Source organism: Pseudomonas sp. GW821-FHT09E12, assembly GCF_059416085.1.
In genome coordinates this window covers 148,327-174,485 of sequence record NZ_JBWKOM010000004.1, presented here as the reverse complement: position 1 = coordinate 174,485, position 26,159 = coordinate 148,327, and the positions used below count along the sequence as shown (strand labels likewise).

At 64.6% G+C, this 26,159-nt stretch carries 25 protein-coding genes; 11 read left to right on the top strand and 14 right to left on the bottom strand.

Translation table 11 applies throughout. The annotated features are described in order from the left end of the window. The first annotated feature begins 17 nt into the window (after positions 1-17). The 6 genes from AC07PQ_RS12710 to AC07PQ_RS12685 all read left to right on the top strand — a co-directional run bounded on the left by AC07PQ_RS12710 (position 18) and on the right by AC07PQ_RS12685 (position 6,096). Positions 18-1,223 carry an SfnB family sulfur acquisition oxidoreductase gene (locus AC07PQ_RS12710; protein ID WP_007925314.1) on the top strand — a complete coding sequence of 402 codons (1,206 nt, stop codon included), beginning with the start codon at positions 18-20 and terminating at the stop codon, positions 1,221-1,223. Next, positions 1,223-2,617, top strand: a complete 1,395-nt coding sequence (locus AC07PQ_RS12705; protein ID WP_493185630.1) for an LLM class flavin-dependent oxidoreductase — start codon at positions 1,223-1,225, stop codon at positions 2,615-2,617. The genes AC07PQ_RS12710 and AC07PQ_RS12705 overlap by 1 nt, the downstream gene beginning before the upstream one ends. Positions 2,618-2,702: 85 nt before the next feature. Continuing rightward, complete coding sequence (locus tag AC07PQ_RS12700; RefSeq protein WP_102679900.1) at positions 2,703-3,512, top strand: MetQ/NlpA family ABC transporter substrate-binding protein; 810 nt, start codon at positions 2,703-2,705, stop codon at positions 3,510-3,512. Between the two features lies 1 nt (position 3,513). Further along, on the top strand, positions 3,514-4,662 hold the full coding sequence (locus AC07PQ_RS12695) for a methionine ABC transporter ATP-binding protein (protein ID WP_493185629.1): 1,149 nt from the start codon (positions 3,514-3,516) through the stop codon (positions 4,660-4,662). After that, a complete protein-coding gene (locus AC07PQ_RS12690) occupies positions 4,652-5,296 on the top strand; it encodes a methionine ABC transporter permease (protein ID WP_007925318.1) in 645 nt (214 codons plus the stop codon). Before AC07PQ_RS12695 ends, AC07PQ_RS12690 begins: the two co-directional genes overlap by 11 nt. A gap of 173 nt (positions 5,297-5,469) precedes the next feature. Beyond that, positions 5,470-6,096 carry a class I SAM-dependent methyltransferase gene (locus tag AC07PQ_RS12685; protein ID WP_493185628.1) on the top strand — a complete coding sequence of 209 codons (627 nt, stop codon included), beginning with the start codon at positions 5,470-5,472 and terminating at the stop codon, positions 6,094-6,096. 116 nt (positions 6,097-6,212) lie between these two features. Here the strand turns inward: AC07PQ_RS12685 and AC07PQ_RS12680 are convergent, their stop codons facing one another. The 3 genes from AC07PQ_RS12680 to AC07PQ_RS12670 are packed head-to-tail and all read right to left on the bottom strand — an operon-like array spanning position 6,213 to position 11,436. After that, positions 6,213-9,278, bottom strand: coding sequence for an efflux RND transporter permease subunit (locus AC07PQ_RS12680; RefSeq protein WP_493185627.1), 3,066 nt, complete (start codon positions 9,276-9,278; stop codon positions 6,213-6,215). Continuing rightward, positions 9,275-10,345, bottom strand: a complete 1,071-nt coding sequence (locus AC07PQ_RS12675) for an efflux RND transporter periplasmic adaptor subunit (RefSeq protein ID WP_493185626.1) — start codon at positions 10,343-10,345, stop codon at positions 9,275-9,277. The genes AC07PQ_RS12680 and AC07PQ_RS12675 overlap by 4 nt, the downstream gene beginning before the upstream one ends. Then, positions 10,342-11,436 carry an efflux RND transporter periplasmic adaptor subunit gene (locus AC07PQ_RS12670; RefSeq protein ID WP_493185625.1) on the bottom strand — a complete coding sequence of 365 codons (1,095 nt, stop codon included), beginning with the start codon at positions 11,434-11,436 and terminating at the stop codon, positions 10,342-10,344. The genes AC07PQ_RS12675 and AC07PQ_RS12670 overlap by 4 nt, the downstream gene beginning before the upstream one ends. 259 nt (positions 11,437-11,695) lie before the next feature. Here AC07PQ_RS12670 and AC07PQ_RS12665 point away from each other — a divergent pair, with 259 nt between their 5' ends. Beyond that, positions 11,696-12,865, top strand: a complete 1,170-nt coding sequence (locus AC07PQ_RS12665; protein ID WP_493185624.1) for an AAA family ATPase — start codon at positions 11,696-11,698, stop codon at positions 12,863-12,865. Between the two features lie 222 nt (positions 12,866-13,087). Here the strand turns inward: AC07PQ_RS12665 and AC07PQ_RS12660 are convergent, their stop codons facing one another. The 11 genes from AC07PQ_RS12660 to AC07PQ_RS12610 form a co-directional block, all read right to left on the bottom strand. Next, positions 13,088-13,969: a transporter substrate-binding domain-containing protein gene (locus AC07PQ_RS12660; RefSeq protein WP_101336487.1), complete on the bottom strand. Its 882-nt coding sequence runs from the start codon at positions 13,967-13,969 to the stop codon at positions 13,088-13,090. Continuing rightward, positions 13,966-14,748: an amino acid ABC transporter ATP-binding protein gene (locus tag AC07PQ_RS12655; protein ID WP_009041663.1), complete on the bottom strand. Its 783-nt coding sequence runs from the start codon at positions 14,746-14,748 to the stop codon at positions 13,966-13,968. The genes AC07PQ_RS12660 and AC07PQ_RS12655 overlap by 4 nt, the downstream gene beginning before the upstream one ends. After that, positions 14,745-15,404: an amino acid ABC transporter permease gene (locus AC07PQ_RS12650; protein ID WP_085533338.1), complete on the bottom strand. Its 660-nt coding sequence runs from the start codon at positions 15,402-15,404 to the stop codon at positions 14,745-14,747. Before AC07PQ_RS12650 ends, AC07PQ_RS12655 begins: the two co-directional genes overlap by 4 nt. Continuing rightward, positions 15,385-16,050 (bottom strand): amino acid ABC transporter permease, encoded by a 666-nt coding sequence (locus tag AC07PQ_RS12645; RefSeq protein WP_007925334.1) that lies wholly within the window; start codon positions 16,048-16,050, stop codon positions 15,385-15,387. Before AC07PQ_RS12645 ends, AC07PQ_RS12650 begins: the two co-directional genes overlap by 20 nt. A 558-nt stretch (positions 16,051-16,608) precedes the next feature. Further along, positions 16,609-17,391: a MetQ/NlpA family ABC transporter substrate-binding protein gene (locus tag AC07PQ_RS12640; protein ID WP_007925335.1), complete on the bottom strand. Its 783-nt coding sequence runs from the start codon at positions 17,389-17,391 to the stop codon at positions 16,609-16,611. Positions 17,392-17,701: 310 nt separating this feature from the next. After that, on the bottom strand, positions 17,702-18,634 hold the full coding sequence (locus tag AC07PQ_RS12635; protein WP_493185623.1) for a sigma 54-interacting transcriptional regulator: 933 nt from the start codon (positions 18,632-18,634) through the stop codon (positions 17,702-17,704). Positions 18,635-18,690: 56 nt separating this feature from the next. Further along, positions 18,691-19,272, bottom strand: a complete 582-nt coding sequence (locus AC07PQ_RS12630) for an alpha/beta hydrolase (protein ID WP_101336483.1) — start codon at positions 19,270-19,272, stop codon at positions 18,691-18,693. Positions 19,273-19,609: 337 nt separating this feature from the next. Beyond that, the gene (locus AC07PQ_RS12625) at positions 19,610-20,011 is read right to left on the bottom strand and encodes an ExbD/TolR family protein (protein ID WP_007923324.1); all 402 of its coding nucleotides are present in this window, start codon (positions 20,009-20,011) and stop codon (positions 19,610-19,612) included. Position 20,012: 1 nt separating this feature from the next. Next, complete coding sequence (locus AC07PQ_RS12620) at positions 20,013-20,738, bottom strand: MotA/TolQ/ExbB proton channel family protein (RefSeq protein ID WP_493185622.1); 726 nt, start codon at positions 20,736-20,738, stop codon at positions 20,013-20,015. 80 nt (positions 20,739-20,818) lie between these two features. Further along, positions 20,819-21,634 (bottom strand): energy transducer TonB, encoded by an 816-nt coding sequence (locus AC07PQ_RS12615; RefSeq protein WP_493185621.1) that lies wholly within the window; start codon positions 21,632-21,634, stop codon positions 20,819-20,821. A gap of 374 nt (positions 21,635-22,008) precedes the next feature. Further along, positions 22,009-22,866, bottom strand: coding sequence for a LysR family transcriptional regulator (locus AC07PQ_RS12610; protein WP_492571716.1), 858 nt, complete (start codon positions 22,864-22,866; stop codon positions 22,009-22,011). A gap of 109 nt (positions 22,867-22,975) precedes the next feature. Here AC07PQ_RS12610 and AC07PQ_RS12605 point away from each other — a divergent pair, with 109 nt between their 5' ends. The 4 genes from AC07PQ_RS12605 to AC07PQ_RS12590 all read left to right on the top strand — a co-directional run bounded on the left by AC07PQ_RS12605 (position 22,976) and on the right by AC07PQ_RS12590 (position 26,154). Continuing rightward, positions 22,976-23,635 carry an ankyrin repeat domain-containing protein gene (locus AC07PQ_RS12605; protein ID WP_493185620.1) on the top strand — a complete coding sequence of 220 codons (660 nt, stop codon included), beginning with the start codon at positions 22,976-22,978 and terminating at the stop codon, positions 23,633-23,635. Positions 23,636-23,657: 22 nt separating this feature from the next. Beyond that, positions 23,658-24,119 (top strand): nucleoside deaminase, encoded by a 462-nt coding sequence (locus AC07PQ_RS12600; protein ID WP_284171772.1) that lies wholly within the window; start codon positions 23,658-23,660, stop codon positions 24,117-24,119. Beyond that, positions 24,106-25,320 carry a CynX/NimT family MFS transporter gene (locus AC07PQ_RS12595; RefSeq protein WP_493185619.1) on the top strand — a complete coding sequence of 405 codons (1,215 nt, stop codon included), beginning with the start codon at positions 24,106-24,108 and terminating at the stop codon, positions 25,318-25,320. Before AC07PQ_RS12600 ends, AC07PQ_RS12595 begins: the two co-directional genes overlap by 14 nt. Positions 25,321-25,635: 315 nt before the next feature. Beyond that, a complete protein-coding gene (locus AC07PQ_RS12590) occupies positions 25,636-26,154 on the top strand; it encodes an Hcp family type VI secretion system effector (protein ID WP_009041653.1) in 519 nt (172 codons plus the stop codon). Positions 26,155-26,159: the final 5 nt, after the last annotated feature.

Genomic DNA, 26,159 nt, shown 5'->3' with positions numbered 1-26,159 from the left:
GATCTCTGGAGAAGTACATGACTCTTTCTCAACACGTCGCGGTCATAACCAGCGATGAGCAAGCCCTGATCGTCGCCAGCGACCTGGCCGAGGATTTCAAGCGCGACAGCGCCCTGCGCGACCGCGAACGCCGCCTGCCCCACCCCGAACTCGAAGCCTTTTCCCGCTCCGGCCTGTGGGGCATCAGCGTGCCCAGGGAATACGGCGGCGCCGGTGTGTCCAACGTCACCCTGGCCAAGGTCATCGCCCTGATCGCCCAGGCCGACGGCTCCCTGGGGCAGATCCCGCAGAACCATTTCTACGCCCTCGAAGTGCTGCGGGTGAACGGCAGCGAGGCGCAGAAGAAACGCCTGTACGCCGAGGTCCTGGCCGGCCAGCGCTTCGGCAATGCCCTGGCCGAACTGGGCACCAAGACCGCCCATGACCGCACCACTCGCCTGACCCGGGATGTGCAGGACGGACGCGACGGCTATCGCATCAACGGTCGCAAGTTCTATTCCACCGGCGCCCTCTACGCCCAGCGCATCCCCACGTCGGTGGTGGACGAAAACGGCGTGCAGCAACTGGCCTTTGTCCCCGCGGGCAGCCAGGGCCTGAACGTGATCGACGACTGGAGCGGCTTCGGCCAGCGCACCACCGGCAGCGGCTCGGTGGTATTCGAGGACGTGTTCGTCGCCGCCGAGGACGTGATTCCCTTTCAGAGCGCCTTCGAGCGCCCGACCACCGTCGGCCCGCTGGCGCAGATTCTCCACGCCGCCATCGACACCGGTATCGCCCGCGCCGCCTATGAGGACGCCCTGCATTTCGTGCGCACCAAGACCCGGCCGTGGATCGATTCCGGCAGCGACAAGGCCAGCGAAGACCCGCTGACCCTCAAGAGCTTCGGCCACCTGAGCATTCGCCTGCACGCCACCGAGGCGTTGCTGGAGCGCTCCGGGGAGTTCCTCGACGCCGCCCAGGTCGAGCCCGACGCCGAGACGGTGGCCGCCGCGTCCATCGCGGTCGCCGAGGCCCGTGCCATCAGCACCGAAATCTCCCTGGCCGCCGGCAGCACCCTGTTCGAGCTGGCCGGCAGCCAGGCGACCCTGGCCGAACACGGCCTCGACCGGCACTGGCGCAACGCCCGGGTGCACACCCTGCACGACCCGGTGCGCTGGAAGTACCACGCGGTGGGCAACTACTACCTCAACCAGACGAACCCGCCACTGCGGGGGACTATCTGATGAGTGCTCTGGAGAAAGGCAAAAAAAAGATCCTGCTCAATGCCTTCAACATGAATTGCATCGGGCACATCAACCACGGCCTGTGGACCCATCCACGGGACACCTCGACCCAGTACAAGACTATCGAGTACTGGACCGAGCTGGCGCAGCTGCTGGAGCGCGGACTGTTCGACGGGCTGTTCATCGCCGACATCGTCGGGGTCTACGACGTCTACCAGAACTCGGTGGACGTGACGCTCAAGGAGTCGATCCAGCTGCCGGTCAACGATCCGCTGCTGCTGGTTTCGGCCATGGCCGCGGTGACCCGCAACCTCGGCTTCGGCCTCACCGCCAACCTCACCTACGAGCCGCCGTATCTGTTCGCCCGGCGCATGTCGACGCTGGACCACCTGAGCCGCGGCCGGGTCGGCTGGAACATCGTCACCGGCTACCTCGACAGCGCCGCCAAGGCCATGGGCCTGAGCGAACAGGCCGAGCACGACCGGCGCTACGACCAGGCCGATGAATACCTGGAAGTGCTCTACAAGCTCTGGGAAGGCAGTTGGGAAAACGACGCGGTGATCAACGACCGCGAACAACGGATCTACGCCCGGCCGGAGAAGGTGCACAAGGTCGAGCACAAGGGCGAGTTCTATCAGGTCGAGGGCTATCACCTGTGCGAACCCTCGCCGCAGCGCACGCCGGTGCTGTTCCAGGCCGGCAGTTCCGATCGCGGCCTGCTGTTCGCCGGGCGCCACGCCGAATGCGTGTTCATCAGCGGGCAGAACAAAGCCACAACCCGCGCCCAGGTGGACAAGGTCCGCGCCAGCGCCGTGGCGGCCGGGCGCAATCCCGAGGACATCAAAGTGTTCATGGGGCTCAACGTGATAGTCGCCGCGACCGAGGAACTGGCCTGGAAGAAGCACGCGGAGTACCGCAGCCATGCCAGCGCGGAGGCCGGGGTGGCGCATTTCTCGGCGTCCACCGCCATCGACTTTTCCCAGTACGAAATCGACGAACCGATCCAGTACGTGAAGAGCAACGCCATCCAGTCGGCCACCAAGAACCTGCAGAACAACGACTGGACCCGACGCAAGCTGCTCGACCAGCACGCCCTGGGCGGGCGCTACATCACCGTGGTCGGCTCGCCGCAGCAGGTGGCCGACGACCTCGAATCCTGGATCGCCGAGACTGGCCTGGACGGCTTCAACCTGACCCGCATCGTCACCCCGGAAAGTTATGCCGACTTCATCGACCTGGTGATCCCCGAGCTGCAACGCCGCGGCTCGTACAAGACCGCCTACGACAACGGCACCCTGCGCGAAAAGCTGTTCCGGCAGGACGCGCAGTTACCCGAGCAACACGCCGGAGCGGGCTATCGCCCTATCGCGAGCAAGCTCGCTCCTACAGGTTGAGCCCATTCCCTGTAGGAGCGAGCTTGCTCGCGATAAGGTCGGCCCAAACACCCGAACACTTCATGCACTGACTGGAAACGACATCATGAAAACCAAGCTCTTAAGCCACCCAGTCAAAGCACTGGCCCTCGCCCTCGGACTGTTCGCCAGCGCGGTATTCGCCGCCGACGCGCCGTTGAAAGTCGGCACCACCGCCGCCTTCGCCATCCCCCTGGAGGCCGCCGTCGAAGAGGCCGGCAAACAGGGCCTGAAAGTCGAGCTGGTGGAGTTCAGCGACTGGATCGCGCCGAACGTCAGCCTGGCCGCCGGCGATATCGACGTGAACTACTTCCAGCACATCCCGTTCCTGGAAAACGCCAAGGCCGCCGCCGGTTTCGACCTGGTGCCGTTCGCCCCGGGGATCATCAACAACGTCGGCCTGTACTCGAAGCGATACAAAAGCTTCGACGAGCTGCCCGAAGGCGCCACGGTGGCCATCGCCAACGACCCGATCAACAGCGGCCGCGGCTTGCAGCTGCTGGCCAAGGCCGGCCTGATCAGCCTCAAGCCGGGGGTCGGCTATAAGGCCACCGAGGACGACATAGTCGCCAACCCAAAAAAGCTGAAGATCCTCCAGGTCGAGGCCGTGCAACTGGTACGCGCCTATGACGACGCCGACCTGGTGCAGGGCTACCCGGCCTATATCCGCCTGGCCAAGACCTTCGATGCCGGTTCTGCGCTGCTGTTCGACGGCCTCGACCACAAGGAATACGTGATCCAGTTCGTGATCCAGCCCAAGAGCAAGACCGACCCGCGGCTGATCAAGTTCGTCGATATCTACCAGCATTCGCCGGCGGTGCGCGCCGCCCTGGACAAAGCCCACGGCAAGCTCTACCAAGCCGGCTGGGAAGGTTGAGATGAGCGTCGCCTACCTTGCGCACAAGTCGTCGAACCAGCCGCCCGAACAGCGGCAGGACGCGCAGCAGACCGAGCTGCATCCAGAACTGAACCGGGCCCACGTGCGCTTCATCGGCCTGACCAAGACCTACCAGGGCCAGCAAGGCCCGGTGCAGGCCCTGCATGGGATCGACCTGGCGATCCAGCGCGGCGAGGTGTTCGGCATCATCGGCCGCAGCGGCGCCGGCAAGTCGTCGCTGATCCGCACCATCAACCGCCTGGAACAGCCTTCGGGCGGCCGGGTGCTGATCGATCAGGTGGACATCGGCGACTTCGACGAAGACCGCCTGGTGGAGCTGCGCCGGCGCATCGGCATGATCTTCCAGCACTTCAACCTGATGTCGGCCAAGACCGTGTGGCAGAACGTCGAGCTGCCGCTGAAGGTGGCCGGCGTGCCCAAGGAACAGCGCGAGCGCAAGGTCCGCGAACTGCTGGAGCTGGTGGGCCTGAAGGACAAGCACAAGGCCTACCCGGCGCAGCTCTCGGGCGGGCAGAAACAGCGGGTGGGCATCGCCCGGGCGCTGGTCCACGACCCGGCGATCCTGCTGTGCGACGAGGCCACCTCAGCGCTGGACCCGGAGACCACCCAGTCGATCCTCGGCCTGCTCAAACAGATCAACCAGCGCCTGGGCCTGACCATCGTCCTGATCACCCATGAGATGGCGGTGATCCGCGATATCTGCGACCGGGTGGTGGTGCTGGAGCATGGGCATATCGTCGAGCAGGGGCCGGTCTGGGAAGTGTTCGGCAACCCGCAGCACGAGGTCAGCAAAACCCTGCTGGCGCCCTTGCAGCACGGCTTGCCGGAAGAGTTGCAAAACCGTCTGCTGGCCCAGCCGAAGTCTTCCGACGCGGCGGTGGTATTGCGCGTGCAGTTCACCGGCAGGACCAGCGACGAGCCGGACCTGGCCGCGCTGTTCAGCACCCTGGGCGGGCGCGTACGGCTGCTGCACGGCGGCGTGGAACGGATCCAGGGGCATGCCCTGGGGCAATTGCTACTGGCGGTCAGCGGCTCGTCCCTGGGCGCCGAGGAACAACGTTTACGCGCGCAGCACTTTTTACAGAAGCAATGGACACAACAGGTAGAGGTGCTGGGTTATGTGGTTTGATCGCTTGCTCCAGGGCGTTATCGATACCTTCCTGATGGTCGGCGTGTCGTCGCTGATCGCTCTGCTGGCGGGCATTCCGCTGGCGGTGATCCTGGTCACCAGCGGCAAGGGCGGGATCTATGAAGCCCCCAGGCTGAACAGCGTGCTGGGGGCTTTCGTCAACCTGTTCCGCTCGATCCCGTTCCTGATCCTGATGGTGGCGCTGATCCCCTTCACCCGGCTGATCGTCGGCACTACCTACGGCGTCTGGGCCGCCGTGGTGCCACTGACCATCGCCGCCACGCCGTTCTTCGCGCGGATCGCCGAGGTCAGCCTGCGCGAGGTCGACCACGGCCTGATCGAAGCCGCCCAGGCCATGGGCTGCCGGCGCTGGCACATTGTCTGGCACGTGCTGTTGCCGGAGGCGCTGCCGGGCATCGTCGGCGGCTTCACCATCACCCTGGTGACCATGATCAACTCCTCGGCCATGGCCGGGGCCATCGGCGCCGGTGGCCTGGGGGACATCGCCTATCGCTACGGTTACCAGCGTTTCGACAGCCAGATCATGCTCACGGTGATTGTGCTGCTGGTGATCCTCGTCGCAGCGATCCAGCTCGGCGGCGACCGCCTGGCGCGGGTGCTCAACAAGCGTTGAGATCGGCGGTGTCCATTCGGATGTCATCGCGAGCAAGCTCGCTCCTACAGGTTGATCGCGTCGCCCTTTGTAGGAGCGAGCTTGCTCGCGATTGGCTTTCAAGGCCCACACCCAACCCGGGTCAATACCCTTGGAGTATATTCGGCACATCACTCCAGCCAACGCAGCCCGCCATGAAACTCGCTCCCGACGACCTCGACCAGATCACCTCCACCACCCTGGGTCACTACAACCAAGTGGCCGAAGATTTCCGCGAAGGCACCCGCGACCACGATGTCCGCCAGAACATCGACGCGCTGCTTCGACATATCCAGGGCACGGCGCCCTTCACCCTGCTGGACTTCGGCTGCGGCCCCGGGCGCGATTTGCAGGCCTTTACCCGCCTGGGTCATATCGCGGTCGGCCTCGACGGCTCCGAGCGTTTTGCCCAGATGGCCCGGGACGACAGCGGCTGCGAGGTCTGGCAGCAGGACTTCCTCAAGCTCGACCTGCCCGCCGAGCGCTTCGACGGCATCTTCGCCAACGCCGTGCTGTTTCATATCCCCTCGCAGGAGTTGCCGCGGGTGCTGCGCCAACTGCACGCCACGCTGAAACCCGGCGGCGTGCTGTTCAGCTCCAACCCGCGCGGCGACAACCGCGAAGGCTGGAACGGCGCACGTTATGGCGCCTACCACGACCTGGCGGCCTGGCAGCAATTGCTCACCGCGGCGGGGTTTGTCGAGCTGGAGCATTACTACCGACCCGCCGGCCTGCCGCGGGAGCAGCAGCCGTGGCTGGCGAGTGTGTGGCGCAAGGTTTGAGCGGTTTGCCAGATAGGCCGTAGCGCCTGGTTCGCGGGCAAGCCTCGCTCCTACGGGGTATTCCAGCGTAGGAGCGAGGCTTGCCCGCGATGGCGTCCTCTCGAACGAGCACAATCTCAAGCCGTGGTTTTCTTCGGCTCCTTGATCTTGTACCAGGCCACATACAGCGCCGGCAGGAACAGCAGCGTCAGCAGAGTGGCGACGATGATGCCGCCGATCATGGCGTAGGCCATCGGCCCCCAGAACACTTCCCGAGCGATGGGGATCATGCCCAGGCTGGCCGCCGCGGCGGTCAGCAGGATCGGCCGGCGCCGGTGCTCGGTGGCTTGCACCACCGCGTCCCAGGATGAATGACCGGCGCGCTCGAATTCGTCGATCTGGGTCACCAGGATCACCGAGTTGCGGATGATGATGCCGATCAGCGCGAGAATCCCGAGGATCGCCACAAAGCCCATGGGCGTGCCCGACGGCACCAGCGCCAGGACCACGCCGATCAGCCCCAGGGGTGCGACGCTGGCCACCAGGAACAGCTTCTGCACGCTGTGCAGCTGGATCATCAGGAAGGTCGCCATGAGGAACAGCATCAACGGCACCACCTTGGCGATCGGCCCCTGGGCCTTGCCGCTCTCCTCCACCGTGCCGCCGGTGGCCACCGAATAACCGGCCGGCAGGCCGGCGGCGAACGTGTCGATATCCGGCTTGAGCAGCCTGACCAGGTCAGTCGGCTGGATCTCATCACGCACCGAGGCCTTGATGGTGATGGTCGGCTTGCGGTCACGGCGCCAGACCAGCGGCTGCTCCAGTTCGTAACGCACGGTGGCGAAGGCCAGCAGCGGAATCGAGGTGCCGTTGGGGTTGACGATCTGCAGGTTCTGCAGGGTTTCCGGGGAACCGCGCTCGCTGTCGTCGGCCCGGCCGACCACGTTGATCAGGTAGATGTCGTCATGCACCTGGGTCACGGTGGAGCCACTGACGATGCTGTTCATCAACTGCGCCACGTCCTCCGAAGACAGCCCCAACTGGCGGGCCTTGTCCTGGGCGATGTCGATGCGCAGCACTTTGCCCGGCTCGTTCCAGTCGTAGATGATCTCGCCGATGTGCGCGTTCTTGTCCAGTTCGGTGGCCAGTTCGATGGCGTGCTTGCGCACCTGGTCGATGTCCTTGCCGCTGACCCGGTACTGGATCGGCCGCCCCACCGGCGGGCCCATTTCCAGGGCCTGGACGTAGCTGCCGATGCCGACGAAGTCGTCGCGCAGGCGTTTTTTCAGGCGTTCGGTCAGCGCCGTGCGCGACTCCAGGCCCTTGCTGACGATCACCAGTTGCGCGTAGTAGGGGTTCTGCAATTGCTGGTCCAGCGGCAGGTAGAAACGGATCGCGCCTTCGCCGATGTAAGTGCTCCAGCGCACGATGTCCGGGTCGTCCTTGAGGGTCGCCTCCAGGCGATCCACCGCCATGCGGGTCTCGGCGATCGAGGCGTTCTGCGGCAGGTTGAGGTCGACGAGAATCTCCGGCCGGTCCGAGGACGGGAAGAACTGGTTCTGCACGAAGCGCATGCCGACCACCGACAGCACGAACGCCAGGACGGTAATACCGATGGCCCACCAGCGGTTGCGCATGGCCCACAGCAGGCCGCCATTGAAGGCGCGGCCGATGCGGCCCGGCTCCTCGGAGTGGGGCTTCACATGGGTGCTGAGGATATGCACGCCGATCACCGGGGCGAACAGCACGGCGACTATCCACGACACCAGCATGGCCACGGCGATCACCGCGAACAGGGTGAAGGTGTACTCGCCGGCGGAACTGGCGTTGAGGCCGATGGGCACGAAGCCGGCGACCGTCACCAGGGTCCCGGTGAGCATCGGGAAGGCCGTGGAGGTGTAGGCGAAGGTCGCCGCCTGCTCCTTGCTCTCGCCCATCTCCAGGCGCGTGACCATCATCTCCACGGTGATCATCGCGTCGTCCACCAACAGGCCCAGGGCGATGATCAACGCCCCGAGGGAAATCCGCTGCATGGTGATGCCGCTGTATTCCATGAAGACGAAGACCATCGCCAGCACCAGCGGAATCGAGCACGCCACCACCAGCCCGGCGCGCACGCCCAGGCTGACGAAACTCACCACCAGCACGATCACCACCGCCTCGAACAGCGCGCTGGTAAAGCCGCCGACGGCTTTTTCCACCACCTCGGCCTGGTCCGACACCGTGTGCACGCCCACGCCCACCGGCAGCTCGGCGGTGAGCTGGTCCATCTTGAGGTGCAGGGCCTTGCCGAAGTCCTGGATGTTGCCGCCCTTCTTCATGGCGATCGCCAGGCCGATGGCCGGCTGGCCGTTGAAGCGGAACTGCGGCGTCGAAGGGTCGACGTAGCCGCGGCTGATCTCGGCGATATCCGCCAGGCGATAGAAGCGCTCGTTGAGCCGCAGGTTGACCGTGGCCAGGTCTTTCTCGGAAGCGAACTGCCCCGAGGTGCGCACGGAAATCCGCTCCGGCCCGGCCTCGATCACCCCGGCCGGGGTCACCGCATTCTGCGATTGCAGGCTTTGCAGGACCTGGCGCTGGTCGATGCCCAGCGCCGCCAGCTTGCGTGTGGAGAAGTTCAGGTAGATGACTTCGTCCTGCTCGCCGACCATCTCCACCTTGCCCAGGTTCGGCACCTCGCGGATCTCGGCGCGCACCTGCTCCACGTAGTCGCGCAGCTGACGCATGCTCAGGCCGTCGGCGGTAAAGGCGTAGACCGAACCGAACACATCACCGAATTCGTCGTTGAACCCCGGCCCTTGCAGACCCTGGGGGAAGTCGCCGCGAATGTCGTTGATCTTCTTGCGCACCTGGTACCAGATTTCTGGAATGTCCTTGGCGCTGGTGGTGTCACGCAGGTTGACGAACACCGTCGATTCGCCGGGGCGGGTGTAGCTTTTCACGTAGTCGAGGGAGTCCAGCTCTTCGAGTTTTTTCTCGATGCGGTCGGTGACCTGCTTGAGGGTTTCCTCCTGGGTCGCGCCCGGCCAGCGGGTCTGGATGACCATGGTCTTGATGGTGAAGGACGGGTCTTCCTCGCGCCCCAGGTTCAGGTAGGAGAACACGCCCATCAGCAGGGCGACGAACATCAGGTACCAGATGAACGACTGATGCTTGATGGCCCACTCGGATAAATTGAAGCTCCCTTTTGTGGCCGGCGTCATCGTGGGCTGTCCTCGTCGATTTTGACTTTCTGCCCCGGTTTGAGGCTGTTCACACCGGCGCTCACCACCCGCTCGCCGATTTTGATCCCGCTGCCGATCAATGCCGAATCATGGTCGCGGCTGAGCACCGTGACCTCCTGCGGCGCCACGGTCTGCGCCTGCGGGTCGACGATCCAGACCCGGGTCTGGCCGTCCACTTCCTGCAGGGCCGACAGCGGCACCTCGGTGCGCGGGACGATGGCGGAGCTGAGGGTCACGCTGATGGCCGTGCCGAGGCGGAACGCTTCGGGGGTTTCGGTCAGGGTCAGGCGCGAGCGCCGGGTGCGGGTGGCGCTCTGCGCCTGGGGTTCGATTTCACGCACGATGGCGCTGGTGTTGATGCTCGGGTCCAGCTGCAAGGCGACCTTGAACACCACGTCGGCCGGCAACTGGTCCACCAGCGTCGCCGGCAGGTCGATCACCGCTTCCTTGATGTCCGGACGGGCCAGGGTCACCACCTGCTGGCCGGCGCTGACCACCTGGCCGGCCTCGGCATTCCAGGCAGTGACCACGCCGCCATGATCGGTGCGCAGCTCGCTGTAGGCGAGTTGGTCGCGGGCCTGGCTGACCGCGGCCCTGGCCTGGTCCAGGGAGGCGCGGGTGGTCTTCAGGTCGGTCTGGGCGATATCCAGCTGCGCCTGGGCGCCGACGCCACGGTCGAACAATTGCTGCTGGCGCCGGGCGTTGGCCTGGGCATTGATCCATTGCGCCTCGATCCGGGCCAGGTCGCCCTGGGCCGAACGCAACTGGTTCTGCTGGTCGGTGGGGTCGAGGGTGGCAAGCAAGGCGCCCTTGCCCACCTCGGCGCCGACATCGACATTGCGATTGGCGATGCGCCCCGGCACCCGGAAACCGAGGTTGGTTTCATAGCGGGCCTGGATGCTGCCGGCGAACCGCCCGAGGCTTTCCTCGGACTCGGCGCGCACCTCGAACGACAGCACCGGACGCACCGGCTCGGGCGCGGGTTCTTCCTTGGAGCAGGCGCCCAGCGTCAGGCCGGCGCATAACAGCAGGGACAGGCGCTTCATGGCTGGGCTCCTTGGGCGCCGGTCTCGGAAACGACCTCGACGAGCATCCCCGGGTGCAGCAACTGGCCGCCGGCGATCACCACTTTTTCGCCGCCCTTGAGGCCGTCGCTGATGATCACCTTGCCGGTCTGGTAGCGCCCCACCGTGACAGTATGCAGGCTGGTCTTGCCGTCCTCGCCCACCAGCCATACGGCCGGTTCGTTGAGGTTCTTGGTCAGCGCCGCCCAGGGCAGTTCGACACTGGCCTGGCCGGCCGCGTGGGCGCTGGCGCTGACCACCGAGCCCAGGTCCATGCCCGCCGGCAGACCGTCGAGGGCCACCTTGACCTGCACCGTGCCGCTCTGCGCCGACACCACCGGGGTGACTTCACGCACCTTGCCGGTGGTCTTGATGTTCGGGTTGTCCAGCAGGCTGACGGTGATCGCGCCTTGCTTCGGCGGGGCCACCAGCAGCGATTCGTAGACGTTGAACACGGCGTCGCGCTCGCCGTCGCGGGCCAGGCTGTAGATCGGCACCGTGGCCTGCACCACCTGGCCGACTTCGGCCTGGCGCGCGGTGATCACCCCCGGGGCGTCGGCGATCAGCGCGGTGTAGCTCAGTTGCTCGCGGGCGTTGGCCAACTGCGCCTGGGCCGCACTCAGGGCGCTCTGGCTGCTGCGCAGCGCCGCCTGGGCGGCATCGTATTCGCTCTGGCTGGTATAGCCCTTGGGCAGGAGTTTCTGCTGGCGGACGAAGGCCGCGCTGGTCTGCTTGACCCGCGCCTGCTCGGCGAACACCGAGGCGGCGGCGGAATCGACATTGGTCTGCAGGTCTTTCGGGTCGAGCCGGGCCAGGACCTGTCTGGCCGTGACCCGGTCGCCGACGTCGACCAGGCGCTGGATGATCTTGCCGCCGACGCGGAACGACAACTCGGTCTGCACCCGCGCCTGCACATCGCCGGTAAGGGTCACCTGCGCGGCGAAATCACGGGGCTGCACTGGCTGCACCCGCACCCGCGGCCGCTCCTTTTCGGTCGGCTTTTCCGCGCCACAACCGCTCAGTAGCGCAGCCAGCATCAAACCCACTATCCACTTCGATTCGAGACCAGCCATGCAGGCTCCTTGGCGCGATGCCATCGTACAGGTGACGATACGACTGTGAGCTTAGAACAGGGTTCAACCGCTGCACGCGGGCTGCGGAGCAAATGCGTAATGGTTGATCGGCTGAGCAACGAGGGCGTCGTGACGCGCGGAGTTTCAGGTTCTGCGAACCTGATCGCGAGCAAGCTCGCTCCTACAAGAGCAGTCCGCAGGGGCGCTGGCTTAGGGGAAAATCAGGCACACTGCGCCTCCATGCACAAGGAGCCCCGGCATGCTCAAGACCCTGGCAGTGGCCAATTACCGCTCGATCAACAAACTGGTGATTCCGTTGCAGCGGCTGAACCTGATCACCGGCCCCAACGGCAGCGGCAAGTCCAACCTGTACAAGGCCCTGCGCCTGCTGGCGGAAACTGCGCAGGGTGGGGTGATCAATGCGCTGGCCCACGAAGGCGGCCTGGACTCGACGTTCTGGGCCGGGCCGGAGCAGATCAGCCGACGCATGCGCAATGGCGAGGTGCCCATCGAGTCCAGCGTGCGTCAGACCAGCAAGCGCCTGCGCCTGGGCTTTTCCGGCGAGGACTTCAGCTATGCCATCGCCCTGGGCCTGCCCATGCCACTGCCCGAACACGTGTCCTACTTCTCCCTGGACCCGGAAATCAAACGCGAATGCATCTGGGCCGGGCCGCTGTATCGCCCGGCCAGCCTGCTGGTCAACCGGGCCGGGCCGATGATCCGCACCCGCGAGGGTCGCGACTGGGACGTGCTGGCCCAGCACACGCCGACCTTCGACAGCCTGTTCGACCAGGTGGGCAACCTGCGCTCTTCACCGGAAGTGTTGTTGCTGCGTGAGAACATTCGCGGCTGGCGCTTCTACGATCACTTTCGCAGCGACGCCGAGGCGCCGGCGCGGCAACCGCAACTGGGCACCCGCACCCCGGTGCTGCATCACGATGGCCGCGACCTGGCGGCGGCCCTGCAAACCATCCGTGAGATCGGTGACCCCGAGGCCCTGCAAAGGGCGGTCAGCGACGCCTTCCCCGGTGCCCGCCTGAACATCGCCCCGCTGCAGGGCGGGCGCTTCGCCATCGAGTTCCATCAGGACGGTCTGCTGCGGCCGCTGTCGGCGGCGGAGCTGTCGGACGGCACCCTGCGCTACCTGCTGCTGGTCGCCGCCCTGCTGACGCCGCGGCCACCGACGCTGATGGTGCTCAACGAACCGGAAACCAGCCTGCACCCGGACCTGCTGCCGGCCTTGGCGCGCCTGATCATTCGCGCCTCGCAGCAGTGCCAGGTGTGGGTGGTGTCCCATGCCAGCCGGTTGATCGCGGCGTTGCAGCAACACCCGGAGTGCAACTGCATCGTGCTGGAGAAAAATTTCGGCCAGACCGAAATCGTCGGCCAGGGGATGCTCGATGAACCGGCGTGGTATTGGCCGGATTGAGCGGCCTCAAAAATATCGCGGGCAAGAACCAGGCGTCCCCCCTGCTCCTACGGGGTGCAATGCTTGCCGGCATGGTCGCATGCAATCCCTGTAGCCGCTGCCGCAGGCTGCGATAGGTCCGAAGGACCTCGGCGACCTTGAAACCGCTGCGACCGTTCTCCGAACGCGGCCCGGGTCGATCGCAGCCTGCGGCAGCGGCTACAGGGGCTCAGGCACAGACTGTCACCCCTGCCACTTGCCGCCTTCGACAATCACGCTTTCCGGCTTGGTGTCGTCGCTCAGTTCCTTGCGCACGTACTGGTCGTAGAGCTTGAGCAGGTACTTGTCCTCGCCCAGCTTGGCCAGTTCGGCGTTGACCCAGTCACGCAGTTCGATATTGCCCTTCTTCACCGCCGGCGCGATCGGCGCCTGCTCCCCCAGGGTCTGCGGCAGTACGCGGTAACCCGGGTTCTGCTTGGACCAGCTGAACAGGATCAGGTTGTCCTGGGCATAGGCATCGCCGCGGCCGTTGGCCAGGGCTTGCAGGGACTCGGAGTTCTTCTCGAACTTGAGCAGTTTCCAGTCCGGGTGGTTCTTGGTCAGCCAGATATCGGCAGTGGTGCCGGTGGTGACGATAGTGGTGCGGCTCGCCAGGTCATCCAGGCTCTTCACTTCGCTGCCATCCGGCACCAGGGCCTGTACCGCGACCTTGAGGTTGGGGTTGGTGAACTCCACCGCTTCCTTGCGCTCCGGGGTGACGGTCATGTTGGCCAGGATCAGGTCGACCTTGTCGCTCTGCAGGAACGGAATGCGGCTGGCCGGCTCCACCGCGACGAACTCCACCTTGTTCTCGTCGCCCAGCAGGTCCTTGGCGAATTGCCGCCCGATATCGGTATCGAAGCCCACGTAGCGGCCGGTCTCGTCGACGAAACCGAACGGCGGCTTGTCGGTGAATACGCCGACGATCAGCTTGTCGCGGGCCTTGATCTTGTCCAGGTAGCCGGCCGCCGGGGCAGCGCTGGCGCTGGCCGCAGGCTTGGGCGGCTCGGCGGATTTATCGCAGCCGGCCAGCAGGGCGAGGCCGAACAGCGGGAGTAGCAGTAGCGAAGACTTGGCAGTTTTCATAAGAGCTCCAGTTCCTTTGCAGGGATCTTTTTTGGCAGTGTTTCAACGAAGGAGAATTTCTCCAGGAACTGCTGCGCTCGTGCGCTCCGCGGGTTCGTAAAGAAGATCTCGGGAGGGTGCTGTTCGAGGATGCGCCCGGCATCCATGAACACGATGCGGTCGGCCACCGCGCGGGCGAAGGCCATTTCGTGGGTGACGATCAACAGGGTCATGCCGTCCCGGGCCAGGCCCTGGATCACTTGCAGCACCTCCTTGACCATCTCCGGGTCCAGCGCCGCGGTGACCTCGTCGAACAGCATCACCTGCGGGTTCATGCACAGCGAACGGACGATGGCGATGCGTTGCTGCTGGCCGCCGGAGAGCTGGCGCGGGAAGGCATCGCGCTTGTCCGAAAGGCCCACCCGTTCCAGCAGCGCCTCGGCCTGGGCGCGGGCTTCGCGGCGGTCGCGTTTCTGCACCTTGAGCGGGCCGAGCAGGATGTTGTCGAGCACGCTCATGTGCGGGAACAGGTGGTAGCTCTGGAACACCATGCCGATGTCCTGGCGCACCTGGCGCCAGTCGGTGGCCGGGTCCAGCAGCTCTTGGCCGGCGAATCTCAGGTGGCCGCCGTGGGCTTTTTCCAGGCCATTGAGGCAGCGCAGCAAGGTGGACTTGCCACAGCCGCTGGGGCCGAGAATCACCACCACTTCGCCCTGGGCGACCTTGAGGTCGATGTCCTTGAGCACCTGCTGCTCGCCGAAAAACTTGTTGAAACCCTGGAACTCGATCAGTGCGCTCATGCTTGCGTCCAGCGCCGCTCCAGCACGCGCGAGGCGGCCGACAGCGGGTAGCAGATAAAGAAGAAAAACAGGAACAGGGCACCGTAGATCAGCACCGATTCGTAGGTGCGCTCGATGATCTGCTGGCCGACCTTGATCACATCCACCACGCCGATCAGCACCGCCAGCGAGCTGGTCTTGATGATCCGCGTGTAGACGTTGATGGTCGGCGGCGTCATGCGTTTCAGCGCCTGGGGCAGCAGCACGTAGCCGTACAGCTGTGGGTCGGACAGGCCGATCGACAGCCCCGCCTCGCGCTGGCCGCGGGGCAGCGAATGCAGGGCACCGCGCACCACCTCGCCGACTTCGCTGGCGCCCCACAGCGACAGCACCAGCACCGCGCAGGTGAAGCTGGGGATGCTGATGCCGAAGAAGATCGGGAAACCGAAGAACAGCAGGTACAGCCAGACCAGCACCGGGATCGCCCGGAACAGCTCCAGGTAGATGCGCAGCACGGCGTTCAGCCATTTGCGGTCGAGGGTCCGCAGCACGCCATAGAGCACGCCGCCGACGGTGCTGAAGGCGATGCTCAGCAGGGAGATCGATAACGTCTGCGCGGCGCCCTTGCCCAGTTGCGGCAAGGACACCCAGAGCAGTTCAAGACCCGAACTGGCCATGCTGCAACCTCCTTTCCAGACGGCTGAGCAACAGCGACAGCGGCAAGAACAGCAGCACGCAGATCAGCGTGAGCACGGCGAGCATTTCGTAGGTCTTGTAGTAGAGGGCGATGTAGCTCTTGGTGGTGTAGAGAATCTCCGGCACCGCCACCGCCGAGACCACGGTGGTTTCCTTGAGCAGGAAAATGAAATTGGCGAACAGCGACGGCAGGCTGAGGATCCCGGCCTGCGGCAGGATCACGTAGCGCAGCAGCTGCCAGTGCGACAGGCCGATGGAGCGCCCCGACTCCAACTGGGCCGTCGGCACCGCTTCGACGCCGGCGCGCAGCACCTCGGTGAGGTAGGCGCCGCCGAGAAAGGTCATGGTGATGATCGCCGCGGCGAACCCGGAAATCTTCAGCCCCAATGCCGGCAGGGCGAAGTAGACGAAGAACAGCTGGATCAGCAGCGGGGTGTTGCGCGCCAGCTCCACGTACAGCCCGATCAGGCGCTGCAGGTAGGGGGTGCGGAACACCAGGATGGTGGCGTTGATCAGGGCCACCAGCAGGGAGGTGGCGATGGCGATCAGGCCGACCTGCAAGGTCACGCCCACGGCCTTGAGGAAGGCCGGCAGCGTACTGAGGATAAAAGCGTAGTCGAGGGTCATGGCAATCCTGGACGCCGCTGGGGTACAGCGGCGGTGGTGCAGTCCATTGGGCGGTGGGTAACCACCCGGCAGGCATCGACTTTAAAGCTATAAAAACAATAATTTAAATACCGTTAAAGCATATTGATATCACTCAAAAAACTAACCTGCGGGGTTTGCCATGCGCGCCTGAGCCGGCTACTTTTCTGACGCCGTAAGGGATCTTTCCGATTCCAAGGAACGGACAAGCGGCCCCCGACTTCAACGGGCCAGACACGTACATGGACGATAAGAACAATGACCGACCTCAATACCCCGCAACCTCTCGATCCGCAGGACATCGTCAAATGGCTGAAGGCGCTGTGCCGGGCCATGAAGCCTTCCTGAGCAAAATCCCTTCATCGTTGATTGCCCGTAGTTGCGTCCTTGCCGATACACCGCGGCGCCTGGATCGCGAGCAAGCTTCGCTCCTACAGAAGCAAAGTGAAGCCGTTCTTGCGGGCAATAAAAAACGCCGACGCTGTAGAAGCCATCGGCGTTTAAACCTTGAAGGGGTTTGTACGACTTAAGCGTAGTCCATCAGAAGGCAGGCAATACCGCGCCGCTGTATTTCTTCGCGATGAATTCTTTCACTTGCGGGCTGGTCAGGGCCTTGGCCAGTTTCTGGATGGCGGCGCTGTCCTTGTTGTCCGGGCGGGCCACCAGGAAGTTCACGTAAGGCGAATCGGCCCCCTCGATCACCAGCGCATCCTTGGCCGGGTTCAGGCCGGCTTCCAGGGCGTAGTTGGTGTTGATCATGTCCAGGTCGACCTGGTCCAGCACGCGCGGCAGCAGGGCCGACTCCAGTTCCTTGAACTTGAAGTTGTGCGGGTTCTTGGCGATGTCTTTCGGGGTCGCCAGGGCGTTTTTCGGGTCCTTGAGTTCGATCAGGCCGGCCTTCTGCAGCAGGATCAGGGCCCGGCCGCTGTTGCTGCCTTCGTTCGGAATGGCGATGGTCGCGCCGTCTTTCAGCTCGGCCAGGGTTTTGACTTTCTTCGAGTAGCCGCCAAACGGTTCGACGTGCACGCCAACCACGGTCACCAGGTTAGTGCCCTTGCCTTCGTTGAAGCTCTTCAGGTACGGCAGGGTCTGGAAGTAGTTGGCGTCCAGACGCTTCTGATCGACCTGCACGTTCGGCTGCACGTAATCGGTGAAAACCTTGATTTCCAGGTCCACGCCTTCCTTGGCCAGGGTCGGCTTGATCAGCTCGAGGATCTCGGCGTGCGGCACAGGGGTGGCCGCCACTACCAGTTTCTCGCCAGCCTGGGCCAGACCGGCAGTCAGGGCAGCCGCCAGTGCGGTGAACAACAGAACCTTTTTCATGCAGTGTCCTTATGAGTCGTCAGTGACGACGGCTTTTGTAATGAAGGTGCCAGCGAAGTGCTATCTCTGGCGTGGAGCGGACAATACCGGGATTTTTTATGCCTTAACAATATCTTTTATTCACGTTGATATTCCATTTTGTTCATACACAATCGGACCGCTCTAGCCCGCATCCGGGGCGCTCCACAAGCCCCAGCCCACATAAATGTAGGAGCGAGCTTGCTCGCGATGACGACAGTCCTGGCACCTTGTGGTGCCTGGTATGGCGCTATCGCGAGCAAGCTCGCTCCTACAGAAATGGGGTAAAGGATCAGACCAGACCGTGTTGCTTGAGCAGGTGCTTCAGCGCCTGCAACTCGGCGGTGGAACCGTCTGCGATCAGGCCCTTCAATTGCTGGTCCACCAGCTCCAGCCGCGACAGCTGCGGCGGCAGGTTCAGGTGCTCCGGCAGGATCTCCTCGCCACTGCTGACCAGCAGGGCAAAGTGAATGACGTTCTCCAGCTCGCGGGTGTTGCCCGGCCAGCTGTGCTGCTCCAGCACCTGCTGGGCGGCTTCGCTGATCAGCGGCACCGGCAGGTCGAGGCGCTGGCTGTAGATACCGAGGAAGTATTCGGCCAATGACAGGATGTCGCCGACCCTCTCGCGCAGCGCCGGCAGTTCCAGGTGGCCCTCGCCGAGGTAGTGATACAGCCGCTCATGGAACTTGCCCGCCGCCACCGCCTGGGCCAGGTCGATGCTGGTGGCCGCCACCAGGCGCACGTCCACCGGGCTCGGCTGATGGGCGCCGACCCGGGTCACCTCATGGTTTTCCAGGGCCGACAACAGCTTGATCTGGATCGGCAACGGCAAGTCGCCGATCTCGTCCAGGTACAGGGTGCCGCCGTTGGCCGAGCCGAACCAGCCGGCGCGGCTGCTGGCCGAGCCGCTGAAGGTGCCGGCGGCGTAGCCGAACAGTTCGGCGTCGGCGTAGGTAGGGCTGATGGCTCCGCAGTTGACCGACACGAACAGGCCGCTGCGGTCGCTGGCGCGGTGGATATGCCGGGCCAGCAGCTCCTTGCCACTGCCGGTTTCACCGCGGATCAACACCGAGATCGCCCGCGGCGCCAGCTGTTCCAGCTCCTGGCGCAACTGCCGCGAACGGGGATCGACGAACACCAGCGCCTTGGCGCGGATGCTCAGCGGGCTTTTTTCAGCATCGGGAAAGGTCAGCAACGGCTGGCCGAAAGACTCATGCAGACTCATGGCAGACTCCCGCCCAAATCCGCTGGCAGGCGGGGGCGTTTAACAAAAAGAAAAAATCAGGCGCGGCGCAGGGAATGCTGTTCCATGCGGTTTTGCAGGCGATAGAGATACGCGAAACCCTGCTCCCAGCGCTGGTGCCCGGACTTGACGTTGATATGCCCGGCACCGGACAGGATCCCCGCCTCGGCGCCCCAGTGGCGAGCCAGCTCCAGGGCACGCGGCGCACTGATGGCGCTGTCGTTGTCGGAGCTGACTATCTGGCTCGGGAACGGCAACAGGTCGCTGGGGATCGGCGCGAAATTGCGCAGCGCCGGCGCGCAGGCCGGACGCTCGACATCCGCCGGCGCCACCAGCAACGCACCGCGCACCTGGCGCAAGGCACTGGCCGGCGCATGGGCGGCCCAGTGTGCGACGGTGATGCAGCCCAGGCTGTGGGCGATCAGGATCACCGGGGTGCTGTCGGCGGCAATCGCCTCGGCCAGCGCCGCGACCCAATCTTCGCGCCGCGGCGTCAGCCAGTCGGCCTGCTCCACCCGCGCACTGTTCGGCAGGCTGTTCTGCCAGTGGCTTTGCCAATGATCTTCTGGCGATCCTTGCCAGCCCGGCACAATCAGGTAGCGAATTGATTCGTTGCGCATGGGGAGCTCTCCTGCGTGTCTGTTCCCGATCGAGTATAGGGACGAGAGTTATATTCGTTAAGGAATAAGAAGCTATTTATTAAGATCCATAAAGAATATCAAATGTCACCTGTACCGATCCTGTACGAACGCTGGCGTTCAGGCCGGCAAACCGCAGTGTCTGCATCGCGAGCAAGCTCGCTCCTACAGGTTCGTGGCGCCCGCCGGCTTTTGTAGGAGCGAGCTTGCTCGCGATGGCGTCCGTCCAGGCCGGCGCCCTGGGCCAAATCGCAGGCAAAAAAAAAGGCCGCACCCTGCCAAGGAGACGGCCTGAAAAGTCGTGGCTTACAACACTGGGTCAGCGGGCGGTGATCACCGAAAGCTTGGTGATACCGGCACGCTCGATGGAGGCCATGGCACGGGCCACTTCGCCGTAGTTGACGCCGTCGTCCGCCTGCAACTGCACGCGAACTTCCGGGTCCTTGGCCTTGGCCGCCTGAAGATTGGTTTCCAAAAGGTCCGGCTGGATCTCGTCCTTGTTGATAAAAAGTTTGCCGGTGCCGTCGATGCTCACCACCAGCGGGTCCTTCTGCTCCACCGGGGCCACCGCCTCGGTCTTGGGCAGGTTGATCGGAATCGCGTTGGTCAACAGTGGCGCGGTGACGATGAACACCACCAGCAGTACCAGCATCACGTCCACCAGCGGCGTGACGTTGATCTCGCTCAGTACCTCATCGCTGTCCTGGGTCGAGAAGGCCATGTCAGGACGCCTCCTTCACTTTCTGCGCGCTGCCCTGGGCCGCGACCTTGTGCGCGGTCGGGTGGATCAGCACGCGGAACGAACTCTTCTGCGCCAGGCTGTAGAAGTCATGGGCGAAGTCATCGAGGTCGGCGGCGGTCAACTTCAAGCGCCGCAGGAAATAGTTGTAAACCAGCACCGCCGGCACCGCGACGGCGATCCCCACGCCGGTGGCGACCAGTGCCGCGCCGATCGGCCCGGCCACGGTTTCCAGGCTCGCCGAGCCCGCCGCGCTGATGCCTTTCAGGGCTTCCATGATCCCCCACACGGTGCCGAACAGACCGATGAAGGGCGAGGTGCTGCCGATACTGGCGACCACCGCCAGGCCGGTTTCCAGGGAACGCCGCTCACGGACGATCTGCTGGCGCAGGGCGCGCTCCAGGCGGTCCTGATGATTGATGGCCTGGCTCAGGTCCGCCGCGTGCGCTGTGTCGCCGACCTGGATCGCCGCGTAGCCGGCCTGGGCCACACGAGCGGCGGCACCGGGCTGGGTTTCGCTGAGCTCGGCCGCCGAGTCGAGGCTGGAGGCGGCCCAGAACTGTTTGTGAAACTTGCGATCCTGGGCCTTGAGGCGGGCGAACTGCGCGCCCTTGAGCAGGGCCAGGCCCCAGGTGGCCACGGAAAAGACCACCAGCAGCCAGATCACCGCGCTTTCGATGGATTCGAGTGGAGATGCCAATAAACTCATGATGTGTCCCTCTGTATAACCCTTGTAAGAGCGAGCGTGCTCGCGATAGCGACCGACCAGGCACAGCACCTGGCGCAGGCTCAATGAATCTTGAAATCGATGGGTACGCTGACCCAGCCGTCCTGGGCGACATCACCCTGCTTGGCCGGCACGAAGCTCCAGCGCTTGACGGCCGATAACGCCGCGTCGTCGAGTTGCTGGCGACCGCTGCTTTTCTGAATCTGGATCTCGCCGGGCTTGCCGCTGGCCAGTACGTGCACCCGCAGCAGCACCGTGCCTTCCCAACCGCGACGCTGGGCCAGCGACGGATATTCCGGCGCCGGGTTCTTCAAGTACGCGGCATTCGCCGAAGCCGGAGTCACGGGCGCCGGGGCCGGTGGCGCGGGCGGGGCCGGAGCGGCGACAGGCGCGGCCGGTTGTGGCGGCGCGGGCTGTTGCTGGACCGGCTTGGGCTCAGGCTTGGGGACCGGTTTCGGCTTGGGCTGCGGCTTGGGCTTGGGAATCGGCTTGGGCGGTGGCGGCTTGACCGCCAGTTCGTCCTCCACCGGCGGTGGCGGCTCCACCACCGGCTGTACCGGCTGCGGTGGCGGCGGTTCGACCACCGGCGGCGCGGGCCGGGAAAACTCGATGGTCATCGGCGGAATTTCCGGCGGCACGATCGGCAATACCGGCGTCGGCTGCTGGTTGATCCAGTAGATCACCGCACCGTGCAACAGCAGGGCGATCACCCCGAGGGCAATCGCCTCGCGCCGCCGCAGCCCGGCCTTGGGAGCCTTCTGCAAACGCAATTGGCCCAACGGCAAGCGATGCGGCCGGCCGAGATCGACCAGATCGCCGCTCGGTGCCTGACGCCACAGCACCTCGTGTGCATTGGCGGCGGTCTGGACATTGCCCATTGATTAACTCCCTACAGTCTTTTGCGAATAACCCGACCCACACCTGCGAACTCCCCTGGAGCAGCGTCGAGGGCTGAATGATTGGCGCCAGACACTTATCTCCGAAAGTAATCTTTGAAGTTATGGATAGATCAAAAACGCATATTTAAACCCGTCATCTCGCGCCAGGCCGCGCGGATCAAGGGCTGCGGGGAAGGAGTCAAAAAGCCATGCTTTGCGAGCATTGAAAATATTCGCCAAAGGCATTGCATCGCCGCGGCAAAACCGCAGCGAAGCGACAGCCGTGGCGAAATAAAGGAGTCCGACCGAACGTCGATCAAAGGAATCAGGGCGCACCCGATAAAGCGGATCTCAAGCGCCCATGAACAGGGTGTTCAGACGTTCAGTACCTGGCTCTCGCACAGCTCCAGCAACTGGCTTTCCAGGGCCTTGCCGGCCCGGCTCAAGCCGCTGCTGCCGTACAACGCCAGGCGCACGCCCTGGATGTCCGGCAAGCCGCTGGCGGCGTCGAGCACGCGATGCCCGGCGCCCACCACTCGCACCGGCAGCAGGCTGATGCCCAGGCCCGCCGCCACCGCCGAGCAGACGCTGGCCAGGCTGGCGCTGGAGTAACCGATGCGCCAGCGCCAGCCACCAACCTCGAGGTGGTGCAACATTTCATGGCGATACAAACCGCCCACCGGGAACGCCACCAACGGCAACGGATCGCGGCCAAAGGCCGGGGTGGCGCGGCTGTCGACCCAGCACAGGGGTTCCGGCCACGACGCCAGGCAGTCGTCGCCGGCGCCCATCTGCTTGACCAGCAACAGGTCGAATTCGCCGCGTCGATAGAGCCGGGTCAATTCCGGGCCCAGCCCGCTGGTGACCTCCAGGCGCACGCCGGGATGGTCCTGGCCGAAGCGCGACAACAACGGCATCAGCCGCTCGGCGGCGAAGTCTTCCGGCACCCCGAGGCGCAACACGCCTTCGCTCTGTTGATGCAGCAACACATCGCTGGCCTCTTCGTTGAGGGCCAGGATCCGTCGCGCGTACCCCAGCAGACGCTCGCCCTCGGCGGTGGCCACCACCCGGCGCTGGTCGCGGTCGAGCAACTGGCAGTCCAGGCTCTCCTCCAACCGCCGCACCTGCTGGCTGACAGTGGACTGGGTGAGGTGCAGGCGCTCGGCGGCGCGGGTGAAGTTGGCGCAGTCGACAACGGCGACAAAACTGCGCAGCAGCACAGGATCGAACATGGCGACACCATTCTGAATGCCACTGATTGGCATGGTTATATTTAATTTCAGAATACATTAGGGCCTGAGCATACTCGGCGCTCATTTACCGCACAGGGAGCCTGATGCCATGCGTTACCTGTCTTGCAAACACGCGGTCCTGGCGATCTGTCTATTCGTGGTGGGGGTGGTGATGGCAAAGGATAACGAGCTGCTCGAAGCGGTCCGCGACGGGCAGTTACCCAAGGTCCAGGCGCTGCTTCGCCAAGGCGTGGACGTCAACGTGCGCGGCCTGGACGGCAGCAGCCCGCTGCTGCTGGCCACCGCCGCCAATCAGGTCGAGATCGCCCGGGCGCTGATCGAGGCCGGCGCCGACGTCAACCAGAAGAACCTGATCCACGACAGCCCTTACCTGCTGGCCGGCGCCAGCGGGCGCAATGCGATCCTGCAGCTGACCCTGGCCCACGGCGCCGACCTGAAAAGCACCAACCGCTACGGCGGCACCGCGCTGATCCCGGCTTGCGAGCGTGGGCATGTCGACACCGTGCGCCTGCTGATCGAGGCCGGTGTCGACCTCGATCATGTCAATCGCCTCGGCTGGACCTGCCTGATGGAAGCCATTGTGCTGGCCGACGGCGGCCCGGCGCACCAGCAAATAGTCACTCAGTTGATCGCCGCCGGCGCCAACCTGAACCTGCCGGACAACGATGGCCTGAGCCCCCTGCAACAGGCGGAAAAACGCGGCCAGAGCGCCATCGCCAAACTGCTGCGGGACGCCGGCGCGTCCTGATGTATGCCTTAAGGAGCCCCCCATGAAAGACGATCAGGAGTACCTGCAACGCGCCGTCGAACTGGCCCGGCAAAACGTCGCGGCCGGCGGCCGGCCGTTCGGTGCGGTGCTGGTACGCGACGGCCAGGTGCTGGCCGAGACGGTCAACCAGATCCACCTGACCCAGGACCCCACCGCCCACGCCGAGCTGTTGGCCATCCGGGTTGCCAGCCAGCGGCTCGGGCCGCGCCTGGACGGCTGCGTGATCTATGCCAGCGGCCAGCCCTGCCCCATGTGTTTGAGCGCCATGTACCTGTGCGGTGTGGCGCGCGCGGTATTCGCCGCGGACAACGCCAGCGCCGCGCCCTTCGGCCTGTCCACGGCGGCGATCTACGAACAACTGGCCCAGCCCCTGGCGGCCCAGCGCTTGCCGGTGCAGCACGTGCCGCAAGCGACGATGCACGAGATCTACCGCGACTGGCAGGCCCGCCATGCCGCTCGCTGAGTCGCGCCTGCGCCGCCTCGGCGGCTGGGCCCTGCTGATCGCCCTGGGGCTTAATCTGCGGCCGATCATCAGCTCCATCAGCCCGCTGCTGATGGAGATTCGTGGCGCCACCGGCATGAGCTTCCAGAGCAGTGCCTGGCTCACCAGCCTGCCGGTGGTCTGCATGGGCCTGGTGGCCTTGCTCGGGGTGCGCCTAGAAGCCCGCCTGGGAGAACGGCGCGGCGTCGCCCTCGGTCTGTTGATGATCCTCTGCGCCTGCCTGGCGCGGTTGCTCTGCGACCAGGCCGGCGCCCTGCTCGCCACGGCTCTGCTCGGCGGTGCCGGCGTGGCCTTGATCCAGGCACTGGTGCCGGCGCTGATCAAGCGCCAGTTCCAGCAACGGGTGGCCTTGGCCATGGGCATTTATTCGGCTTCGTTGATGGGCGGCGGCGGCCTCGCGGCGCTGCTCAGCCCTCAGGTCGCCACGCATTTCGCCCATTGGCAGGCCGGGCTCGGCGTCTGGCTGTTACCGGCGCTGGCGGCGCTGCTGCTGTGGTGGCTGCTGCCTTTCGCCGGGCCGGGGCAGCGCCTCGACGCCCCCTCCATCAGCCTGTGGCGCAACCGTCGGGCCTGGTTGCTGGCGCTGTACTTCGGCCTGGTCAATTGCGGCTACATGAGCATGGTCGCCTGGCTGCCGGCCTATTACCTGCAATTGGGTTGGAGCGCGACCCAGAGCGGTTCGCTGCTGGCGTTCATGACCCTCTTCCAGGTCACCGCCGCGCTGTTGATGCCCGCCCTGGCGCAGCGCCAGAACGACCGCCGGCCATTGCTCGCCATCAGCCTGAGCGCCCAGGCCCTGGGCTTCAGCGGCCTGGTGTTGTGGCCGCTGCAGGCCCCGCAGCTGTGGGTGGCGCTGATCGGCTTCGGCCTCAGCGCCTGTTTCGCCCTGAGCCTGATTCTCACCCTCGACCACCGTCGCGATCCCCGGGAAGCCGGACAGCTGGCAGCCTTCGTGCAAGGGGTGGGGTTCCTGATCAACGCCGTGTCGCCGTGGATGACCGGCTGGCTGCGGCAGCTCACCGGCAGCTTTATCAGCGCCTGGTGGGTACTGGTCCTGAGTGTGCTGGCCATGCTGGTGCTGACCCGGGTATTCAGCCCCTCCAGCTACCGGGAGCCACAGATGGCGACCACGGCAGCGCAACCGGCATCCGCGACGCCTTAAAGATCAAGGCCCATGGCCACTATGCGCAACTTCTTGCGCACCCCTCTGTGGATAACTCTGTGAACAGTTATCCAAGGGCTCGATAAACCGGGACCTGCAGCCAAGTGCGCAACTTCTTGCACAGCACTGCGCAAGAAGTTGCGCACTTTCAAGCGCTTTCGAGCTGGAAATACCGTCAGCGATGCCAGAAAACGCCGGAAGTCCTTGTTCCATAAGGCGCTTTCAACTCCTGGCATGCTCCTTGATATCAACTTGGCACCCAACCGGGCGATCCGTCCCACCGGGCACCTTTATTTTTTAGCAAGGAGAGCATCCATGGCTACACCAGCGTATATGTCCATCACCGGCACCAAACAAGGCCTGATCACCGCCGGTGCCTTCACCGCTGACTCCGTTGGCAACACCTACCAGGAAGGCCACGAAGACCAGGTCATGGTTCAGGGCTTCCAGCACGAAGTGATCATCCCGCGTGACCCGCAGTCCGGCCAGCCAACCGGCCAGCGCGTGCACAAACCCGTAGTCATCACCAAGGTTTTCGACAAGGCTTCGCCACTGCTGCTGGCTGCCCTGACCTCCGGTGAGCGTCTGACCAAGATCGAAATCCAGTGGTACCGCACCTCCGCCGCCGGCACCCAGGAGCACTACTACACCACCACCCTGGAAGACGCGATCATCGTCGACATCAAAGACTACATGCACAACTGCCAGGACCCGGCGAACTCGCACTTCACCCACCTGGAAGACGTGCACTTCACCTACCGCAAAATCACCTGGACCCACGAAGTCTCCGGTACTTCCGGTTCCGACGACTGGCGTTCCCCGGTCGCGGGCTAAGTCCG

Bases quoted from the DNA above. Each gene is read 5' to 3' on its own strand.
- AC07PQ_RS12635 (WP_493185623.1), bottom strand. From the start codon at position 18,634: ATGAGTCTGCATGAGTCTTTCGGCCAGCCGTTGCTGACCTTTCCCGAT.
- AC07PQ_RS12675 (WP_493185626.1), bottom strand. From the start codon at position 10,345: ATGAAGCGCCTGTCCCTGCTGTTATGCGCCGGCCTGACGCTGGGCGCC.
- AC07PQ_RS12665 (WP_493185624.1), top strand. From the start codon at position 11,696: ATGCTCAAGACCCTGGCAGTGGCCAATTACCGCTCGATCAACAAACTG.
- AC07PQ_RS12690 (WP_007925318.1), top strand. From the start codon at position 4,652: ATGTGGTTTGATCGCTTGCTCCAGGGCGTTATCGATACCTTCCTGATG.
- AC07PQ_RS12660 (WP_101336487.1), bottom strand. From the start codon at position 13,969: ATGAAAACTGCCAAGTCTTCGCTACTGCTACTCCCGCTGTTCGGCCTC.
- AC07PQ_RS12680 (WP_493185627.1), bottom strand. From the start codon at position 9,278: ATGACGCCGGCCACAAAAGGGAGCTTCAATTTATCCGAGTGGGCCATC.
- AC07PQ_RS12600 (WP_284171772.1), top strand. From the start codon at position 23,658: ATGAAAGACGATCAGGAGTACCTGCAACGCGCCGTCGAACTGGCCCGG.
- AC07PQ_RS12605 (WP_493185620.1), top strand. From the start codon at position 22,976: ATGCGTTACCTGTCTTGCAAACACGCGGTCCTGGCGATCTGTCTATTC.
- AC07PQ_RS12615 (WP_493185621.1), bottom strand. From the start codon at position 21,634: ATGGGCAATGTCCAGACCGCCGCCAATGCACACGAGGTGCTGTGGCGT.
- AC07PQ_RS12640 (WP_007925335.1), bottom strand. From the start codon at position 17,391: ATGAAAAAGGTTCTGTTGTTCACCGCACTGGCGGCTGCCCTGACTGCC.
- AC07PQ_RS12590 (WP_009041653.1), top strand. From the start codon at position 25,636: ATGGCTACACCAGCGTATATGTCCATCACCGGCACCAAACAAGGCCTG.
- AC07PQ_RS12685 (WP_493185628.1), top strand. From the start codon at position 5,470: ATGAAACTCGCTCCCGACGACCTCGACCAGATCACCTCCACCACCCTG.
- AC07PQ_RS12695 (WP_493185629.1), top strand. From the start codon at position 3,514: ATGAGCGTCGCCTACCTTGCGCACAAGTCGTCGAACCAGCCGCCCGAA.
- AC07PQ_RS12650 (WP_085533338.1), bottom strand. From the start codon at position 15,404: ATGGCCAGTTCGGGTCTTGAACTGCTCTGGGTGTCCTTGCCGCAACTG.
- AC07PQ_RS12620 (WP_493185622.1), bottom strand. From the start codon at position 20,738: ATGAGTTTATTGGCATCTCCACTCGAATCCATCGAAAGCGCGGTGATC.
- AC07PQ_RS12610 (WP_492571716.1), bottom strand. From the start codon at position 22,866: ATGTTCGATCCTGTGCTGCTGCGCAGTTTTGTCGCCGTTGTCGACTGC.
- AC07PQ_RS12625 (WP_007923324.1), bottom strand. From the start codon at position 20,011: ATGGCCTTCTCGACCCAGGACAGCGATGAGGTACTGAGCGAGATCAAC.
- AC07PQ_RS12655 (WP_009041663.1), bottom strand. From the start codon at position 14,748: ATGAGCGCACTGATCGAGTTCCAGGGTTTCAACAAGTTTTTCGGCGAG.
- AC07PQ_RS12595 (WP_493185619.1), top strand. From the start codon at position 24,106: ATGCCGCTCGCTGAGTCGCGCCTGCGCCGCCTCGGCGGCTGGGCCCTG.
- AC07PQ_RS12705 (WP_493185630.1), top strand. From the start codon at position 1,223: ATGAGTGCTCTGGAGAAAGGCAAAAAAAAGATCCTGCTCAATGCCTTC.
- AC07PQ_RS12710 (WP_007925314.1), top strand. From the start codon at position 18: ATGACTCTTTCTCAACACGTCGCGGTCATAACCAGCGATGAGCAAGCC.
- AC07PQ_RS12645 (WP_007925334.1), bottom strand. From the start codon at position 16,050: ATGACCCTCGACTACGCTTTTATCCTCAGTACGCTGCCGGCCTTCCTC.
- AC07PQ_RS12670 (WP_493185625.1), bottom strand. From the start codon at position 11,436: ATGGCTGGTCTCGAATCGAAGTGGATAGTGGGTTTGATGCTGGCTGCG.
- AC07PQ_RS12700 (WP_102679900.1), top strand. From the start codon at position 2,703: ATGAAAACCAAGCTCTTAAGCCACCCAGTCAAAGCACTGGCCCTCGCC.
- AC07PQ_RS12630 (WP_101336483.1), bottom strand. From the start codon at position 19,272: ATGCGCAACGAATCAATTCGCTACCTGATTGTGCCGGGCTGGCAAGGA.